Source organism: Maritalea sp., from assembly GCF_051251695.1.
Lineage (GTDB): Bacteria > Pseudomonadota > Alphaproteobacteria > Rhizobiales > Devosiaceae > Maritalea.
In genome coordinates, this window is the sequence record NZ_JBPOEU010000019.1 from 27,048 (window position 1) to 45,382 (window position 18,335).

16 protein-coding genes are annotated in these 18,335 nt (G+C 48.0%); all 16 read right to left on the reverse strand.

What is annotated here, in order from left to right; all coding sequences use genetic code 11:
* Nucleotides 1-3: 3 nt before the first annotated feature.
* A complete protein-coding gene (gene rpmC / locus ACSHWX_RS12400; protein ID WP_435668543.1) occupies nt 4-201 on the reverse strand; it encodes a 50S ribosomal protein L29 in 198 nt (65 codons plus the stop codon).
* A 12-nt stretch (nt 202-213) separates the two neighbouring features.
* Nucleotides 214-627 carry a 50S ribosomal protein L16 gene (gene rplP, locus ACSHWX_RS12405; protein ID WP_435668544.1) on the reverse strand — a complete coding sequence of 138 codons (414 nt, stop codon included), beginning with the start codon at nt 625-627 and terminating at the stop codon, nt 214-216.
* 15 nt (nt 628-642) lie between these two features.
* On the reverse strand, nt 643-1,359 hold the full coding sequence (gene rpsC, locus ACSHWX_RS12410) for a 30S ribosomal protein S3 (protein ID WP_435668545.1): 717 nt from the start codon (nt 1,357-1,359) through the stop codon (nt 643-645).
* Nucleotides 1,359-1,739, reverse strand: coding sequence for a 50S ribosomal protein L22 (gene rplV / locus ACSHWX_RS12415; protein WP_435668546.1), 381 nt, complete (start codon nt 1,737-1,739; stop codon nt 1,359-1,361). Before rplV ends, rpsC begins: the two co-directional genes overlap by 1 nt.
* A gap of 2 nt (nt 1,740-1,741) precedes the next feature.
* Nucleotides 1,742-2,020 carry a 30S ribosomal protein S19 gene (gene rpsS / locus ACSHWX_RS12420; RefSeq protein WP_435668547.1) on the reverse strand — a complete coding sequence of 93 codons (279 nt, stop codon included), beginning with the start codon at nt 2,018-2,020 and terminating at the stop codon, nt 1,742-1,744.
* A gap of 5 nt (nt 2,021-2,025) precedes the next feature.
* Entirely contained in the window at nt 2,026-2,865 is an 840-nt protein-coding gene (gene rplB, locus ACSHWX_RS12425; protein WP_435668548.1) for a 50S ribosomal protein L2, read from the reverse strand.
* An 18-nt stretch (nt 2,866-2,883) separates the two neighbouring features.
* On the reverse strand, nt 2,884-3,177 hold the full coding sequence (locus tag ACSHWX_RS12430) for a 50S ribosomal protein L23 (RefSeq protein ID WP_435668549.1): 294 nt from the start codon (nt 3,175-3,177) through the stop codon (nt 2,884-2,886).
* The gene (rplD, locus tag ACSHWX_RS12435; protein WP_435668550.1) at nt 3,174-3,794 is read right to left on the reverse strand and encodes a 50S ribosomal protein L4; all 621 of its coding nucleotides are present in this window, start codon (nt 3,792-3,794) and stop codon (nt 3,174-3,176) included. The genes ACSHWX_RS12430 and rplD overlap by 4 nt, the downstream gene beginning before the upstream one ends.
* Nucleotides 3,794-4,519, reverse strand: coding sequence for a 50S ribosomal protein L3 (gene rplC / locus ACSHWX_RS12440; RefSeq protein WP_435668551.1), 726 nt, complete (start codon nt 4,517-4,519; stop codon nt 3,794-3,796). The genes rplD and rplC overlap by 1 nt, the downstream gene beginning before the upstream one ends.
* Before the next feature lie 24 nt (nt 4,520-4,543).
* Nucleotides 4,544-4,852 carry a 30S ribosomal protein S10 gene (rpsJ, locus tag ACSHWX_RS12445; RefSeq protein ID WP_435668552.1) on the reverse strand — a complete coding sequence of 103 codons (309 nt, stop codon included), beginning with the start codon at nt 4,850-4,852 and terminating at the stop codon, nt 4,544-4,546.
* Nucleotides 4,853-4,918: 66 nt separating this feature from the next.
* A complete protein-coding gene (gene tuf / locus ACSHWX_RS12450) occupies nt 4,919-6,109 on the reverse strand; it encodes an elongation factor Tu (protein ID WP_435668553.1) in 1,191 nt (396 codons plus the stop codon).
* 51 nt (nt 6,110-6,160) lie between these two features.
* Nucleotides 6,161-8,254 (reverse strand): elongation factor G, encoded by a 2,094-nt coding sequence (fusA, locus tag ACSHWX_RS12455; RefSeq protein ID WP_435668554.1) that lies wholly within the window; start codon nt 8,252-8,254, stop codon nt 6,161-6,163.
* A 21-nt stretch (nt 8,255-8,275) separates the two neighbouring features.
* Nucleotides 8,276-8,746 carry a 30S ribosomal protein S7 gene (gene rpsG, locus ACSHWX_RS12460; protein ID WP_435668555.1) on the reverse strand — a complete coding sequence of 157 codons (471 nt, stop codon included), beginning with the start codon at nt 8,744-8,746 and terminating at the stop codon, nt 8,276-8,278.
* A gap of 14 nt (nt 8,747-8,760) precedes the next feature.
* Nucleotides 8,761-9,132 (reverse strand): 30S ribosomal protein S12, encoded by a 372-nt coding sequence (rpsL, locus tag ACSHWX_RS12465; RefSeq protein WP_415158197.1) that lies wholly within the window; start codon nt 9,130-9,132, stop codon nt 8,761-8,763.
* 542 nt (nt 9,133-9,674) lie between these two features.
* Nucleotides 9,675-13,895 (reverse strand): DNA-directed RNA polymerase subunit beta', encoded by a 4,221-nt coding sequence (gene rpoC, locus ACSHWX_RS12470; RefSeq protein WP_435668556.1) that lies wholly within the window; start codon nt 13,893-13,895, stop codon nt 9,675-9,677.
* A 90-nt stretch (nt 13,896-13,985) separates the two neighbouring features.
* Nucleotides 13,986-18,146, reverse strand: a complete 4,161-nt coding sequence (gene rpoB / locus ACSHWX_RS12475; RefSeq protein ID WP_435668557.1) for a DNA-directed RNA polymerase subunit beta — start codon at nt 18,144-18,146, stop codon at nt 13,986-13,988.
* Between the last annotated feature and the right edge of the window lie 189 nt (nt 18,147-18,335).

An 18,335-nucleotide genomic window follows, 5' to 3' on the forward strand; every position in this document is an offset into this window, starting at 1 on the left:
CTCCTACTCGCCTGCTACGCTTTTTTCGCGCAGGATTGTTTTCACCCGTGCGACGTCGCGGCGTACTTGCCGAATTCGCGCGGTATTTTCAAGCTGCTGAGTTGCACCTTGAAAGCGCAGATTGAACTGCTCTTTCTTAAGGTTTAACAATTCTTGGTTCAGCTCGTCTGCGGTTTTAGTCCGCACATCATTCGCATTCATCTCATCGATCCCTTAGTCGGCGATACGTGTAACAACACGTGTCTTGATCGGCAACTTCATTGCTGCTAGGCGCAAGGCTTCACGAGCAACTTCGTCCGACACACCGTCGATCTCAAACATGACCCGACCAGGTTTAACCCGAGCGGCCCAATAATCTACAGAACCCTTACCTTTACCCATCCGGACTTCAGTAGGCTTAGAGCTTACTGGTACATCAGGGAAAATTCTGATCCATACTCGACCCGCCCGTTTCATATGGCGAGTCATTGCGCGACGAGCAGCCTCAATTTGGCGCGACGTCACACGTTCTGGCTCTTGTGCTTTAAGGCCGTGAGACCCAAAGTTCAAAGCGCTACCGCCTTTTGCAACACCGCGAATGCGGCCTTTATGCATTTTGCGGAATTTAGTGCGTTTAGGTTGCAACATTTTTCAATATGCTCCTTAACCGGCGTTCTGGCGACGCTGCTGACGCTGAGGTTTCTTATCCCCTGAGCCTTCAGTAGCACGACGTTCGTGTGCCATCGGATCATGTTCAAGAATTTCGCCTTTGAAAATCCAAACTTTAATACCGATAATGCCGAATGTTGTTTCGCCTTCTGCAGTACCATAGTCGATATCCGCACGCAAAGTGTGCAACGGAACCCGACCTTCACGATACCATTCAGTCCGCGCAATATCAGCACCGCCCAAACGACCCGCAACATTCACTCGAATGCCTTGAGCGCCCATGCGCATTGCTGTTTGTACCGAACGCTTCATTGCGCGTCGGAATGAAACCCGACGTTCAAGTTGCTGTGCGATACCTTGCGCAACCAAAGTTGCATCTGTTTCAGGCTTGCGAACTTCAACAATGTTCAAGTGCACTTCTGAATCTGTAAACTTACGTACTTTTGCACGAAGCTTTTCAATGTCAGCGCCCTTTTTACCGATCACGATACCAGGACGGGCTGTGTGAATAGACACACGACACTTCCGGTGAGGACGCTCGATAACGATCTTAGATACCGCAGCTTGTTTGAGTGTTTCCTCAAGCATTTTGCGGATCTTCAAATCTTCTTGCAACAACGTTCCGAATTCGCCTTTGTTGGCGTACCAGCGGCTGTCCCAAGTGCGGTTTACGCCAAGGCGAAAACCAATTGGATTGATCTTATGGCCCATTATGCGGCCTCCTCAACTTCACGCACAACGATTGTCAAGTGTGAGAAAGGTTTCAAAATCTTTCCTACACGACCACGTGCACGCGGACGAAAACGTTTCATCACAAGCGATTTGCCGACATATGCTTCAGCAACAACCAATGCGTCTGTATCCAGACCGTGGTTGTTCTCCGCATTGGCAATGGCGCTTTCCAATGTCTTTTTCACGTCTTTTGCAATCCGCTTAGGAGAGAAAGTCAATTCAGCCAAGGCCTTTTCAACTTTCTTACCACGGATGGTAGTTGCAACGAGGTTCAGCTTTTGAGGGCTGGTGCGCACTTGGCGCAACACTGCTCGTGCCTCGTTGTCTTTAAGCGAACGTTCCCGCTTTGCCTTACCCATCGTTACTTCCTCTTCGCCTTCTTATCGGCGCCGTGTCCGTAATATGTCCGGGTCGGAGAGAATTCGCCAAACTTGTGGCCAATCATCTCTTCGCTAATATTAACAGGCACGTGTTTCTGGCCGTTATAAACACCAAAGGTCAATCCAACAAACTGAGGCAAAATAGTAGAGCGACGGCTCCAGATTTTGATAACCTCGTTGCGGCCGCCTTCGCGGACCTTCTCGGCTTTTTTGATCAGATATCCGTCTACAAACGGACCTTTCCAAACAGAACGTGTCATTTGACCTACCTGCCCTTCTTCTGATGACGTGAACGAACAATGAATTTGTCCGTGGATTTATTTGAGCGTGTACGCTTGCCCTTAGTTGGTTTACCCCAAGGTGTCACTGGGTGACGACCACCAGAAGTACGACCTTCACCACCACCGTGTGGGTGATCAACCGGGTTCATTGCAACACCACGAACACTTGGACGTTTACCCAACCAGCGATTACGGCCAGCTTTACCAATATTTGTGTTCGAATGGTCGGCGTTTGAAACCGCACCAACAGTTGCCATACAAGAACCAGGAACAAGACGTTGTTCACCAGAACCCAAGCGAAGAATTGCCATTCCTTGGTCACGGCCAACATACTGAACATAAGTTCCAGCTGAACGCGCCATTTGGCCACCCTTCAAGGGCTTCATCTCAACATTGTGTACGATCGTACCCACTGGCATACGCTCAAGTGGCATCGCATTACCTGGCTTCACATCAACCGCATTGCGTGAGGCGACAACTTTATCACCAGCACCCAAGCGCTGTGGCGCCAAGATATAAACTTGTTCACCGTCTTCATAGTTCACAAGCGCGATGAAGGCTGTACGGTTTGGATCATATTCCAAACGCTCAACAGTACCAACAACGTCATACTTGCGACGTTTGAAGTCGATCAAACGGTATGACCGCTTAACACCGCCACCTTGGCGACGCATAGTGATGCGACCAGAATTATTTCGACCACCCTTGTTCGTCAAACCAGACGTCAACTTCTTGACCGGGCCGCCCTTGTGTAGTTCAGAGCGATCAATACCGACCAAAGCACGTTGGCTTGGCGTGGTGGGATTATAATGCTTCAAAGCCATTTTTTAATCGTCCCTACCCTAAAGTCCGGTTGAAAGGTCAATAGACTGACCTTCTACCAAAGTTACGATGGCCTTCTTAACGTCTTTACGTTGACCAACACGGCCCTTAAAACGTTTTTCTTTGCCTTTGCGGATCAGCGTGTTGACCGCTTGTACCTTTACAGAGAACAAACCTTCAACAGCAGCCTTAATTTCAGGCTTAGTCGCGTCAATCGCCACGTCAAAAACAACTTGGTTATGCTCGGAAGCAATAGTTGATTTCTCTGTCACAACTGGGTTGCGAATAATGTTGTATGCGCGTTCAGTGCTCATGAGAAACGTGCCTCCAAGCTTTCCAATGCCGCTTTGGTCAAGACCAATTTAGTGCGACGAAGGATGTCATAAACGTTGATACCTTGAGCCGGCAAAACATCGATATGCATGATGTTGCTTGCTGCACGAGAGAAGTTCTCGTCCAATTCAGCGCCACCGATAATCAATGCATTGTCAAAACCAAGTGCGCCAAAAGACTTCAGTAGTGCAGCAGTCTTAGGCTCTTTTGCTTCGGCTTTATCAAGAATGACCAAGTCACCAGATTTTGCTTTGGTAGACAAAGCATGTTTTAGCGCCATGGCACGAACTTTTTTCGGCAAATCAATCGCATGTGAACGAGTAACCGGACCAAAAGCACGACCACCACCACGGAACTGAGGAACCTTACGGTTACCGTGACGCGCGCCACCTGAACCTTTTTGGCGTACGAACTTCTTGGTTGTTCCGCGAATATCGGAACGACCTTTAGTTTCGTGCGTACCAGCCATTTTTTTCAACTGCTGATAACGAACCATACGGTGCAAAATGTCTGCGCGTGGCTCTAGACCAAACACGTCATCTGCAAGCTCAACTTTACCAGCTGCTTTACCTTCAAGAGTTGTTACTGACAATTCCATTATTCAGCGCCCCCTTCTTGAACTTCTGCTGCTGGTGTAGCTGCTGCTTCAATTGCTTTGAATGAACCAGGTGTTGGTGCATCCGAAGGAATTGCTTTTTTAACAGCGTCGCGAACCATAATCCAACCGCCTTTTGAGCCTGGCACAGCACCCTGAACCATGATCAAGCCACGATCTACATCGGTCTTAATCACTTTAAGGTTCTGAGTAGTTGAACGAACAGCACCCATATGACCAGCCATCTTCTTACCTTTGAAGACTTTACCTGGATCTTGACACTGACCGGTCGCACCATGTGCACGGTGAGAGATAGAAACACCGTGAGTAGCACGCATGCCGCTAAAGTTGTGACGCTTCATCGCACCGGCAAAACCCTTACCGATTGAAGTACCAGACACGTCAACCAACTGACCGATATTAAAGTGGTCGGCCAACATTTCGGCGCCCACATCAATCATGTTGCTTTCCGTTACCCGGAATTCAGCCAGCTTGCGCTTAGGCTCAACTTTAGCAACCGCGAAATGGCCACGGCCAGCTCGAGTTACATTCTTTACTTTGGCCGTACCAGCACCCAATTGGAGCGCTGTATAACCATCTTTGTCCGCCGTCCGCTGAGCGACAACTTGGCAGTTCTGAAGACCGAGAACCGTTACAGGGATGTCTTGTCCATCTTCTGTAAAGATCCGGGTCATGCCCAGCTTCTGTGCGATCACACCTGAACGCATCGGTTTACACCTTTTTCTTTTATCTTAAAGTTTGATCTCGACGTCCACACCGGCCGCCAAGTCTAACTTCATGAGTGCATCCACTGTCTGTGGAGTAGGCTCAACAATGTCCAAAAGACGCTTGTGAGTCCGAATTTCAAATTGTTCGCGGCTCTTTTTATTAACGTGCGGCGAACGGTTGACAGTGTATTTGTCAATTCGTGTTGGCAATGGGATCGGGCCACGAACTTGAGCGCCTGTGCGCTTAGCAGTGTTTACGATCTCACTCGTTGAACTATCGAGTACTCGATGGTCGAACGCTTTAAGCCGGATACGAATGTTTTGACCATTCATGTCGATGCTTCCTAAAAATACGCGTCAGCGGCACGTTGAAAACGCGCCGCCTATGCGCTGTTAAATCTACTCGATGATTTTTGAAACGACGCCGGCACCAACGGTACGGCCACCTTCACGAATAGCGAAGCGCAGTTGAGCTTCCATCGCGATCGGTACGATCAATTCAACATTCATCTCAACACGGTCACCAGGCATCACCATTTCGGTGCCTTCTGGCAAAGTCACAACACCAGTCACGTCAGTTGTACGGAAGTAGAACTGTGGACGGTAGTTGTCAAAGAATGGCGTATGACGACCACCCTCGTCTTTCGTCAGAATAATCGCTTCACCAATGAACTTGGTGTGCGGCGTTACTGAACCTGGCTTACAAAGAACTTGGCCACGCTCAACTTGCTCACGATCAACACCACGGATCAAAGCACCGATATTGTCGCCAGCTTCTCCGCTGTCGAGCAACTTACGGAACATTTCAACACCAGTAACTGTTGTTTTCTGTGTGTCTTTAATGCCAACGATTTCAACTTCTTCGCCAACTTTAACAATGCCACGCTCAACACGACCGGTAACAACTGTACCACGGCCAGAAATTGAGAACACATCTTCAATTGGCATCAAAAATGGCTGATCAACAGGACGTGCTGGTGTTGGGATAAACTCATCAACAGCCGCCATCAACTCAAGAATTTTGTTCTTGCCGATTTCGTCATCACGACCTTCAAGCGCTGCCAAAGCAGAACCTGCAATAATCGGAATGTCGTCACCAGGGAATTCATAAGAAGAAAGAAGCTCACGAACTTCCATTTCAACCAATTCCAAAAGCTCTTCGTCATCAACTTGATCAACTTTGTTCAAGAAAACAACAAGCGCTGGAACACCAACCTGACGGGCAAGAAGAATGTGCTCACGTGTTTGAGGCATAGGGCCATCAGCTGCGTTAACAACCAAAATCCCGCCATCCATTTGCGCCGCACCAGTGATCATGTTTTTCACATAATCAGCGTGACCCGGGCAATCAACGTGTGCGTAGTGACGATTGTCTGTCTCATACTCAACGTGAGCAGTAGAAATCGTAATACCACGTGCTTTTTCTTCTGGCGCTTTGTCAATCTCGTCAAACGCCGTAGCAACACCACCTTGAGCCTCAGCCAATACTTTCGTAATCGCTGCTGTCAATGTTGTCTTGCCGTGGTCAACGTGACCAATCGTTCCAATGTTTACGTGCGGCTTGTTCCGCTCAAACTTTTCCTTCGCCATATCGCTCTCTCCGTATTTCGTATCAGCGTAGTGCTGGCGTTAAACTCAAAATTAACTGGCGCTTTGCGCCACAACTTCATCAGCCACTTGTTGTGGCACTTGTGCGTAGTGATCAAACACCATGCTAAACTGGGCACGACCTTGGCTCATTGAGCGCAATGTATTCACATAACCAAACATGTTGGCCAATGGAACGAATGCATCAATAACCGTAGCATTGCCACGCATGTCTTGACCTTGAACCTGACCACGACGTGAAGTCAGATCACCAATAATTGAACCGGTATATTCTTCAGGACTAACCGCTTCCACTTTCATGATCGGTTCGAGAAGTTTCGGTCCAGCCATCTTAATAGCTTCACGGAAACCAGCACGACCGGCCAATTCAAACGCCATCACAGATGAGTCAACATCATGATATGCGCCGTCTTTCAAAGTGAACTTAACGTCAACCAATGGGAAACCAGCAATTGGACCGGATGCCATGATAGACTTCGCACCTTTGTGAACACCTGGAATGTATTCTTTAGGAACGTTACCACCAGTAACAGTGTCGTTAAACTCTAGACCCACGCCTGGTTCACCAGGTTCAATTGTGAACTTGATGCGCGCAAACTGACCAGAACCACCAGATTGTTTCTTGTGGGTATAGTCGTGATCTGCAACCTTGGTGATTGTCTCCCGGTATGCCACTTGAGGCTGACCAATATTCGCTTCAACGCCAAATTCGCGCTTCATACGATCCACAAGAATGTCGAGGTGCAACTCGCCCATACCTGAGATAATTGTTTGGCCGCTCTCTTCGTCTGATTTCACCCGGAAACTTGGATCTTCAGCAGCAAGACGATTAAGCGCGAGGCCCATCTTTTCTTGGTCAGCTTTAGTCTTTGGCTCCACAGCAATATCAATAACTGGATCTGGGAATTCCATGCGCTCAAGAATTACTTTTGAATTCGGGGCACAAAGAGTGTCGCCAGTTGTTGTGTCCTTAAGACCAACGATAGCAACAATATCACCAGCATAAGCGTTTTGAATTTGTTCGCGGCTGTTTGAGTGCATCTCAAACATACGACCAACACGCTCCTTTTTCTCTTTAACTGTGTTCTCTACAGCAGAACCAGCTTCAAGCGTACCAGAGTAAATACGACAGAATGTCAATGAACCCATGTGAGGATCGTTAGCAATCTTAAACGCAAGCATTGAAAATGGCTCATCATCAGAAGCATGACGTGTAACAGGTTCTTCAGTGCGCACGTCAATACCAGTGATAGCTGGAATATCGATGGGAGACGGCAAGTAATCAACCACAGCATCAAGAAGAGGCTGTACACCCTTGTTCTTAAAGGCAGAACCACAGAATACTGGGTAGAAAGCTACGTCGATTGTACCCTTACGAACCAATTCACGGATCTTATCGTTAGAAGGCATCACGCCTTCCAAATAAGCTTCCATTGCAGCTTCGTCTTGATCAACAACAGTCTCGATCAACAATTCACGAAATTCAACAGCTTTGTCTTTCAAGTCGTCAGGGATTTCAACAACATCCCATTCAGCGCCAAGCGCTTCAGACTTCCAAACAAGAGCGTTCATCTCAATAAGATCAACAACACCAGCAAATTCGTTTTCAGCACCGATTGGCAACTGCATAACAACTGGAATAGCACCCAAGCGCTTTTTGATCATATCTACAGAGTTGTAGAAATCAGCGCCGATTTTGTCCATTTTATTGACAAAAACCATGCGCGGCACGTTGTACTTATCAGCTTGACGCCAAACAGTTTCGGTTTGTGGCTCAACACCTGCGTTCGCATCAAGCAATGCAACCGCGCCATCAAGAACACGCAGTGAACGTTCAACTTCAATCGTGAAATCAACGTGTCCTGGTGTATCAATAATGTTGAAGCGACGTTTTTTGCCGTCACGACCAGGCCAGAATGTAGTTGTTGCAGCAGAGGTAATTGTTATGCCCCGCTCCTGCTCTTGCTCCATCCAGTCCATGGTTGCAGCGCCATCGTGCACTTCACCAATCTTGTGGCTTTTACCGGTGTAATAAAGGATCCGCTCAGTCGTTGTGGTTTTACCCGCATCGATGTGCGCCATGATACCGAAATTGCGATAGTCTTCGATCTTATATTCGCGAGACATAATCGTGATACCCTTTTCGCTCTACCAGCGGTAGTGTGAGAATGCACGGTTGGCATCAGCCATCCGGTGCGTATCTTCACGTTTTTTAACAGCTTGGCCGCGACCGTTAAGGGCGTCCATTAGCTCACCTGACAAACGATCAACCATTGTGTTTTCACCACGGCCGCGAGCAGCAATAATCAACCAACGAATGGCCAAAGCTTGCTGACGCTCAGTCCGCACTTCCACAGGCACCTGATAAGTCGCACCACCAACACGGCGAGAACGAACCTCAACCGCTGGGCGAATATTATCCAAAGCCGTGTGGAACACACCAACTGGATCTTGTTTCGTACGCTCTTCGACCAAGTCGAATGCACCGTAAACAATACGCTCTGCTGCTGACTTTTTGCCATCAATCATGAGCGAGTTCATAAATTTCGTAACGACTAGGTCACCGAACTTTGGATCCGGGTTGACTTCTCGTTTTTCTGCGCGATGTCGACGTGACATATTACAACAGCTCCTTACTTAGGCCGCTTTGCGCCGTACTTAGAACGACGTTGTTTACGATCCTTGACGCTTTGGGTATCCAAAACGCCGCGCAAAATATGGTAACGTACACCTGGAAGGTCACGTACACGGCCACCGCGAATAAGAACAACAGAGTGTTCTTGTAGGTTGTGGCCTTCACCTGGAATATAAGAAATAACTTCACGCTGGTTCGTTAGACGAACCTTCGCAACTTTACGTAACGCAGAGTTAGGCTTCTTAGGGGTCGTTGTGTACACACGGGTGCAAACGCCACGCTTTTGCGGGTTCGCTTCCATCGCTGGTACTTTGTTCCGCTTCGGCTTTGGCTGCCTTGGCTTGCGGATCAACTGGTTTATGGTCGGCATATTGCTCGAACCTTCTTTTTCATCCGTTCAAAAACTCATGTTTAACAGTTCACAACAACCAACATGGCACCCGCCCTTCCCCAAATAGGGGCTCGGCAGCGCCAAATAATACAGAGGATTACCTGTAAACAGGAAATCTTGCGTCTCGCAATTGTCGCGTCTGTTACCCGTCAGTGTGTTTGAAGCACTTGTATTTCAGGCCTTTTAGGCTGACCCGAATATTTTGGTGCTTCACGACCTACTGTGAAGGTAGGGCGTTATTAGTTCGATCTGGCCCTGACGTCAAGGGTTTCTGGCATTTTTTTGCGAATTCAGCCAATCAGGTCGATATTGATGGACCCAACCCGTAATATTCAATCAAACTAATCAATATTAGCGCTTGAATTAGATAAAAGCACCAATTTTGAATCATATTTCAACCACTTAGGCCACTTTGCAGAATCACCACTTCAAACAGGTGATTCACCGCTTTAACGACAAAGGGCGCCCCACTGGGACGCCCTCCGTAAATTTTGCATGTAGCTAGGTGCCGCTACTGGCAACTACTCAGCAGGTTGTTCACTTGTCTCAGGCGATGCTTCAAGGCGAAGTGCATTGCGGGTAGCAAGCTCTTCGTCAGCTTGACGCTTACGCTCAGCCAAAATGAGATCATCACGTTTCCCAGAGATACGCTGTGTATCCGCTGTGAAGGCACCTGTTCCCACTGGGATCAAGCGACCAACGATGATGTTCTCTTTCAGACCTTCAAGTGGATCAGCCTTACCGCTAACCGCGGCTTCAGTCAGCACGCGTGTTGTCTCTTGGAATGAAGCCGCTGAGAAGAACGAACGTGTTTGCAGTGACGCTTTGGTGATACCCAACAGAACAGGTACGCCCACTGCTGGCTTACGACCATCAGCAACCAACCGCTCATTGAGTTCATCAAAATCGATCGTATCAACATTTTCTTCTTTGATCAGACCTGAATCACCTGGATCCGTGATTTCAACTTTTTGCAGCATCTGACGAACGATCGTTTCGATGTGCTTATCGTTGATGCCCACACCCTGCAGACGGTAAACCTCTTGAATTTCATTCACGAGGTATCTCGCCAACTCCTCAACACCTTTAATTGCCAAGATGTCGTGAGGTGCAGGATTGCCGTCCAAGATATATTCGCCACGCTCAATCGGGTCCCCCTCTTGAAGATGGAATGGCTTACCTTTTGGAATGAGATATTCCGCTGGCTCCATTGTCTCATCACGAGGTTCGATAACGATACGACGTTTGTTCTTGTAGTCACGACCAAAGCGAATTGTTCCATCGATCTCAGCGATAATCGCATGATCTTTAGGACGACGCGCTTCAAACAATTCCGCTACCCGTGGCAAACCACCGGTAATGTCTTTTGTTTTCGCACTTTCAAGTGGGATACGCGCAATAACGTCACCTGGTCCAACTTTTGAACCCGGCTCAGCCGCGATAACCGCATCAACTGACAAGAGGTAACGCGCATCGCTGCCACGTTCCGATTGAACAACTTTGCCGTCTTTGCCCAAAATCGTAAGAGCAGGCTTAAGATGTTCGCCACGTGGGTTTGAACGCCAGTCAATAACCAAACGCTTGGTAAAGCCTGTGCTTTCGTCGGTCTGTTCTGAAACAGACGCGCCGTCAACAAGGTCTTCAAAGCCGATTTCACCCGCAAGTTCAGTCAAGATTGGACGAACATAAGGATCCCATTCAGCAACACGTTGGCCAGCATTGATCATGTCGCCAACTTCAACTTTCAAAGCTGAACCGTACGGCACTTTATGATGCCCAAGTTCATTGCCATCATCGCCTGTGATCACAAGTTGTAGCGAACGGCTCATATTGACCCATTTGCCTTCACTATCTTTCACCACAGTTCCATTGCGGAACGAAACCTTACCCGTGTGGTTAGCCTCAATAAACGAGGTATCAACAACCTGCGCTGTACCACCAATGTGGAATGTACGCATGGTCAGCTGTGTACCCGGCTCACCAATTGACTGAGCGGCGATAACACCAACCGCTTCACCCATATTAACAGGTGTACCACGTGCAAGGTCACGTCCGTAACATGATCCACAAACGCCGTGGCGCTGCTTACAAGTTAGAACCGAACGGATCTTAACTGAGTTGACTTTACCAGCTTCAACGCGGTCTGCGTCAGCTTCGTCCATCAACACGCCCTTAGCAACCAGCACTTCGCCAGTTTTAGGATGTACGATGTCTTCAGCAGAAGTACGACCAAGAATGCGGCTACCAATCGAAGCGATAATGTTACCACTATCGATAATTGGCGTCATCGTCAGACCATCGTCTGTGCCGCAATCATTTGTTGTAATGATACAATCTTGAGCAACGTCAACCAAACGACGAGTTAGATAACCCGAGTTCGCAGTTTTCATCGCCGTATCAGCCAAGCCCTTACGCGCACCGTGGGTCGAGTTAAAGTACTCGTTAACGGTCAAACCTTCTTTAAAGTTCGAGATAATCGGCGTTTCAATGATGCCGCCATCAGGACGAGCCATCAAACCGCGCATACCCGCAAGTTGCTTCATTTGAGCTGGTGAACCACGCGCACCAGAGTGCGCCATCATGTAAACCGAGTTGATCGGTTTTTGACGTCCGGTTTCTTCATCCATCTGAACAGACGAAATCCGAGCCATCATCTCATCAGCAACTTTGTCACCACATTTGGCCCAAGCATCAACAACTTTGTTGTACTTCTCGCCGCGTGTGATCAAGCCGTCATTATACTGCTGTTCGAACTCTTCAACCTGACGACGAGTATCGTCAACGATCTTCGCCTTGGTATCAGGAATAACCATGTCATCCTTACCAAACGAAATACCAGCTTTACACGCATTACGGAAACCAAGTTCCATAATTTGGTCACAGAAGATCACTGTCTCTTTTTGACCGCAACCACGGTAAACCGTGTCGATCAATTTTGAGACCATTTTCTTCGTCATCAATTGGTTACACTCAGAGAACGGCACTTTGTCGCTCTTGGGCAGCAATTTGGCGATCATCATACGACCAGGCGTGGTCTCATGAATTTCGCTTGTTTCATTGCCTTCAGCATCAACCGATTTGAAGCGGCCTTTAATTTTGGTGTGCAGCGTAATGATGCCGCGAGAAAGAGCATGCTCAATTTCGCCCATAGAAGCGAAGGCCATGCCCTCACCTGGTTCATTGTCTGACATCAAAGACAGATAATAAAGACCCAAAACGATATCCTGCGATGGCACAATGATCGGCTGACCGTTGGCTGGGTGCAAGATGTTGTTTGTAGACATCATCAATACGCGTGCTTCCAACTGGGCTTCCAGTGAAAGAGGCACGTGAACCGCCATTTGGTCACCGTCAAAGTCAGCGTTAAACGCAGCACAAACCAGTGGGTGAAGCTGAATAGCTTTACCTTCGATCAATGTCGGTTCAAACGCTTGAATGCCCAAACGGTGCAATGTAGGCGCACGGTTCAACATCACTGGGTGCTCACGAATAACTTCGTCCAAGATATCCCAAACTTCGGGACGTTCTTTTTCAACCAGCTTTTTCGCTTGCTTAACCGTTGTTGAAAGACCTTTTGCTTCAAGACGCGAATAGATAAACGGCTTGAACAATTCAAGCGCCATCTTTTTCGGCAATCCACATTGGTGCAGTTTCAACTCAGGGCCCACGGTGATCACTGAACGACCAGAATAATCAACACGTTTACCAAGCAAGTTCTGACGGAAACGACCCTGTTTACCCTTCAGCATGTCTGAAAGAGATTTCAGTGGACGTTTGTTCGCGCCAGTAATCGTACGACCACGACGACCGTTATCAAACAACGCATCAACAGATTCCTGAAGCATCCGCTTTTCGTTACGAATGATAATGTCAGGCGCCCGAAGCTCCATCAAACGCTTCAAACGGTTGTTACGGTTGATCACCCGACGATACAAATCGTTCAAATCAGACGTCGCGAAACGGCCACCATCTAGCGGCACCAATGGGCGCAGCTCAGGTGGAATAACCGGCACGATCGTCATGATCATCCATTCAGGACGGTTGCCCGAAACGATGAACTGCTCAACAACTTTAAGGCGCTTGCCCAATTTCTTCGGCTTAAGCTCTGTGGTTGCTTCTGCAATTTCCACGCGAAGTGTTGCTGCCAACTTTTCCAAGTCAAGCGCCGCAAGCATCTCACGAATGGCTTCCGCACCAATCATCGCGGTAAAGCTATCGGCGCCATATTCGTCTTGGGCGTCGATAAATTCTTCTTCCGTGATCAACTGGTTCACATTGAACGGGCTAAGACCCGGCTCAATAACCACATAATGTTCGAAATAAAGAACACGTTCCACGTCTTTCAACGTCATATCGAGCAATAGCGCGATACGAGAAGGAAGTGACTTCAAGAACCAAATGTGTGCAACCGGTGCTGCTAGTTCGATATGGCCCATACGCTCACGACGAACCCGAGACAAGGTGACTTCAACGCCACACTTCTCACAGATCACGCCTTTGAACTTCATGCGCTTATATTTGCCGCAAAGACATTCGTAGTCTTTTTGCGGACCAAATGTACGCGCACAGAACAAGCCATCACGCTCCGGCTTAAACGTACGATAGTTGATCGTTTCTGGCTTTTTGATTTCGCCAAAAGACCAGCTAAGAATTTTCTCAGGGCTCGCAATGCTGATCTTAACTTGATCGAACACTTGCGCCTGAGTTTGCGGATTGAAAAGATCCATAACTTGATGGTTCAATTTCGTATCTCCTTTGTTGCAGGTGGGGCGGAACGTCTCCCGATCCCCTTCAATACCTGCGGAAAATTAAAGCGATTAAGAATGCTCTGATTACTCAGCTGCATCTGCAGGTTGACCTTGTTCGATCTGTTCCTGCTCATCCTCATCTTCAAAGTCATCTTCGCTTGCGCTACTCAATTCAACATTGAGACCAAGTGATCTGATTTCCTTGATCAACACGTTAAAGCTTTCTGGAATTCCAGCTTCAAACGTGTCATCGCCCCGAACGATTGCTTCGTAGACTTTCGTCCGGCCAGCAACGTCATCCGATTTAACAGTAAGCATTTCTTGAAGCGTATAAGCTGCGCCATATGCCTCAAGTGCCCACACTTCCATCTCACCAAAGCGCTGACCACCAAACTGTGCCTTACCACCAAGCGGCTGCTGGGTAACAAGAGAGTATGGTCCAATAGAACGTGCGTGGATTTTGTCATCCACCATGTGGCCGAGCTTGAGCATGTAAATGTAACCAACGGTCACATCACGGTCGAACTCTTCCCCAGTACGTCCATCGATCAAACGAGATTGACCAGAGGCTGCAAGCCCTGCCTGCTCAAGCATCACGACAATGTCAGCTTCTTTTGCACCATCGAAAACTGGTGTTGCGATTGAAACGCCTTTGGTGCCCAAATACTCAGACAAACGAACAACACTATCGTCATCAAGATCAGCAATATATTTGTCGTCCGTATAAAGAGCGTCTAACTCTTCACGAAGCGGCGCGACATTGTTCTGACCTTCACGCTTGTAAGTATCATACATCTCGCCGATTTTCCTGCCCATACCGGCACAGGCCCAACCAAGATGTGTTTCCAAAATCTGACCAACGTTCATCCGACTTGGCACGCCAAGTGGGTTCAAAACGATGTCAACTGGCGTACCGTCAGCCAAGTGAGGCATGTCTTCAATCGGCATAATGCGCGATACAACACCCTTGTTACCATGACGGCCGGCCATTTTATCGCCAGACTGGATTTTACGCTTAGTCGCAACAAAGACTTTGACCATCTTCATAACGCCCGGTGGCAATTCGTCACCACGCTGAAGTTTGTCAACTTTGTCGATGAAACGCTGCTCTAGCTGTGTACGGCTGTCTTCATACTGACCTTGCAAAGCTTCGATTTCAGACATCACTTTGTCTTCGTCGACAGCAAACTGCCACCATTTAGAACGAGGCTGGCTTTCAAAAACAACGTCGTTAAGCTTAGTGCCCGCAACATAGCCCTTTGGACCAGCTGTCGCTTCTTTGCCGAACAACATCTCTTTCAAACGCGCATAAACGTTACGATCAAGGATTGACTGTTCGTCATCCCTATCTTTCGCCAAACGTTCAATTTCTTCACGCTCAATGGCCATCGCACGTTCGTCTTTATCAATGCCGTGGCGGTTAAACACACGAACTTCGATAACTGTACCCGCGTCCCCAGGAGGAACGCGCAAAGACGTATCACGAACATCAGACGCTTTTTCACCAAAGATCGCCCGCAAGAGCTTTTCTTCTGGTGTCATTGGGCTTTCGCCTTTTGGTGTGATCTTACCCACCAAAATGTCGCCAGCTTCAACGTCTGCACCAATATGAACGATGCCTGCTTCGTCGAGGTTTTTCAGAGCTTCTTCAGAAACGTTTGGAATATCGCGTGTGATTTCCTCAGGACCCAATTTGGTATCCCGCGCCATCACTTCAAACTCTTCCAAGTGAACTGACGTAAACACGTCATCTTTCACGATGTTTTCAGAAAGAAGGATTGAATCCTCATAGTTGTAGCCATTCCATGGCATAAACGCCACGAGAACGTTCCGACCAAGTGCTAGATCACCCATATCCGTAGACGGGCCATCAGCAATTGTATCGCCAGCATCAACATGGTCACCCACAACAACCAAAGGCCGCTGGTTGATACATGAAGACTGGTTAGAACGCTGGAACTTCATCAACGTGTAGATATCCACACCAGACTTTGAAGCGTCAGTTTCTTGCGTCGCACGAATAACGATACGTGTCGCATCAACTTGATCAACAATACCTGGACGTTTCGCAACAATCGCCGCACCTGAATCGCGCGCCACAACAGCTTCCATGCCAGTACCAACAAACGGTGCCTGTGCGCGAAGCAATGGCACAGCCTGACGCTGCATGTTTGAACCCATCAAAGCACGGTTCGCATCATCGTTTTCCAAAAATGGAATAAGTGAAGCCGCAACCGAAACAACCTGTTTAGGTGAAACGTCCATCAAATCGATCGCTTCACGTGGTGTCAAAGACACCTCACCTGAATGACGTGATGTCACCAACTCGTTCGCAAATCCGCCATCGTCCGCCAGTTTCGCGTTCGCTTGCGCAACGTTATACTTGGCTTCTTCCATCGCTGAAAGATAGACAACATCATCGGTCACTTTACCGTCGACAACTTTACGATATGGCGCTTCGATAAAGCCATATTTGTTGACTTGAGCGAACGTCGCCAAAGAGTTGATCAAACCAATGTTTGGACCCTCTGGTGTTTCAATCGGGCAGATACGACCATAGTGAGTGGTGTGAACGTCGCGTACTTCAAAACCAGCACGCTCCCGTGTCAAACCACCAGGGCCAAGCGCTGAAAGACGACGCTTATGCGTAATCTCTGAAAGCGGATTGGTTTGGTCCATAAATTGTGAAAGCTGTGATGAACCAAAGAATTCACGTACCGCAGCGGCAGCTGGTTTCGCGTTGATCAAATCTTGAGGCATCACGGTGTCGATTTCGACAGATGACATCCGCTCTTTGATCGCACGTTCCATGCGCAACAAGCCAAGACGGTAATGGTTTTCCATCAACTCGCCAACTGAACGCACACGACGGTTACCGAGGTTGTCGATGTCGTCAATTTCACCCTTGCCATCGCGAAGGTTAACCAACGTACGGACAACTTCAACAATGTCGTCTTTGCGCAGAACGCGAACTGTGTCTTCACAATCAATGTCAAGACGCATGTTCAATTTCACACGACCAACGGCAGACAAATCATAACGCTCGGAATCAAAGAACAATGATTCAAACATCGCTTCGGCTGTATCGATGGTGGGGGGCTCACCCGGACGCATAACCCGATAAATATCGAACAATGCATCTTCACGAGACTCGTTTTTGTCCAACGCCAATGTGTTGCGCAAATATGCGCCCACAGTTACGTGGTCAATATCAAGCACCGGAATGCTATCAAAGCCTGCTTCAACCAATTTAGCGAGTGTTTCTTCATCAAGCTCGTCGCCGGCTTCCATGTAGATTTCGCCGGTTTCTTCATTGATCAGATCTTCAGCAACATAGTTGGTGAACAAATCAACATCTTCAACCAAAATGTGGGTCATGCCGCCTTCATGCAGCTTTTTCGCCGCACGTGCAGAAAGCTTTTTGCCAGCTTCATGTACAACATCACCAGTGTCGGCATTGATCAGGTCTTTTAGCGGCTTAGTGGCACGCAATTTTTCCCAAACGTATGGCTGACGCCATCCCGCTTCAGTGCGATCATAGGTGATTGTGTTGTAATATGTATCCAGAATTTCCTCTGCATCCATACCCAAAGCTTTGAGCAAAGACGTAACCGGAATTTTACGACGGCGATCGATGCGGGCATAAACAACATCTTTCGCATCAAATTCGATATCGAGCCAAGAGCCGCGATATGGAATGATACGCGCGGCAAACAACAATTTGCCTGATGAATGAGACTTGCCTTTGTCATGATCAAAGAACACACCTGGTGAACGGTGCATTTGAGAAACAATAACACGCTCAGTACCATTAACAACGAACGTACCGTTGCCGGTCATGAACGGCATATCGCCCATGTAAACGTCTTGTTCTTTAATGTCTTTAACTGACTTCGCGCCCGTTTCTTCGTCGATTTCGAAAACGATCAAACGAAGAGTGACCTTCAAAGGCGACGCAAATGTCATGTCGCGTTGACGACATTCATCTACATCATATTTTGGCTGTTCAAACTCATAGGACACGAAGTCCAATGATGCTGTGCCGGCGAAATCAGAGATAGGGAAAACTGACTTAAATACTGATTGAAGTCCTGTGTCATCACGACCGCCCTCTGGGGCGTCAACGATCAAAAATTTATCATATGATGCTTTTTGAACTTGAATCAGATTTGGCATTTCGATGACTTCTCGAATGCTGCCAAAGGATTTGCGTACTTTACGACGACCTTGGTAGTTGGTGGTCATGCCCGCTCCTATATTTTGAAATAACTTAAGGGCAACTGTCCAGAATGCCGACAATCAGCCGTCGGCACTCGGGACATCTGCCCTATTTTTTGTTTACCGCAACTTCGCCCGCCAGATGTAACGGACCAAATTTTTTACGCTCATTTACGCAGAGCGAAAGAAAGTGACGCGGCTTAATACCGCGCCACT

Excerpts from the sequence above, each read along its gene's own strand:
- rpsG (WP_435668555.1), bottom strand. The coding sequence starts at position 8,746 with ATGTCACGTCGACATCGCGCAGAAAAACGAGAAGTCAACCCGGATCCA.
- fusA (WP_435668554.1), bottom strand. The coding sequence starts at position 8,254 with ATGTCTCGCGAATATAAGATCGAAGACTATCGCAATTTCGGTATCATG.
- rpoB (WP_435668557.1), bottom strand. The coding sequence starts at position 18,146 with ATGACCACCAACTACCAAGGTCGTCGTAAAGTACGCAAATCCTTTGGC.
- rpmC (WP_435668543.1), bottom strand. The coding sequence starts at position 201 with ATGAATGCGAATGATGTGCGGACTAAAACCGCAGACGAGCTGAACCAA.
- rpsL (WP_415158197.1), bottom strand. The coding sequence starts at position 9,132 with ATGCCGACCATAAACCAGTTGATCCGCAAGCCAAGGCAGCCAAAGCCG.
- rplB (WP_435668548.1), bottom strand. The coding sequence starts at position 2,865 with ATGGCTTTGAAGCATTATAATCCCACCACGCCAAGCCAACGTGCTTTG.
- ACSHWX_RS12430 (WP_435668549.1), bottom strand. The coding sequence starts at position 3,177 with ATGAGCACTGAACGCGCATACAACATTATTCGCAACCCAGTTGTGACA.
- rplD (WP_435668550.1), bottom strand. The coding sequence starts at position 3,794 with ATGGAATTGTCAGTAACAACTCTTGAAGGTAAAGCAGCTGGTAAAGTT.
- rpsJ (WP_435668552.1), bottom strand. The coding sequence starts at position 4,852 with ATGAATGGTCAAAACATTCGTATCCGGCTTAAAGCGTTCGACCATCGA.
- rplP (WP_435668544.1), bottom strand. The coding sequence starts at position 627 with ATGTTGCAACCTAAACGCACTAAATTCCGCAAAATGCATAAAGGCCGC.
- tuf (WP_435668553.1), bottom strand. The coding sequence starts at position 6,109 with ATGGCGAAGGAAAAGTTTGAGCGGAACAAGCCGCACGTAAACATTGGA.
- rplC (WP_435668551.1), bottom strand. The coding sequence starts at position 4,519 with ATGCGTTCAGGTGTGATCGCACAGAAGCTGGGCATGACCCGGATCTTT.
- rplV (WP_435668546.1), bottom strand. The coding sequence starts at position 1,739 with ATGGGTAAGGCAAAGCGGGAACGTTCGCTTAAAGACAACGAGGCACGA.
- rpsS (WP_435668547.1), bottom strand. The coding sequence starts at position 2,020 with ATGACACGTTCTGTTTGGAAAGGTCCGTTTGTAGACGGATATCTGATC.
- rpsC (WP_435668545.1), bottom strand. The coding sequence starts at position 1,359 with ATGGGCCATAAGATCAATCCAATTGGTTTTCGCCTTGGCGTAAACCGC.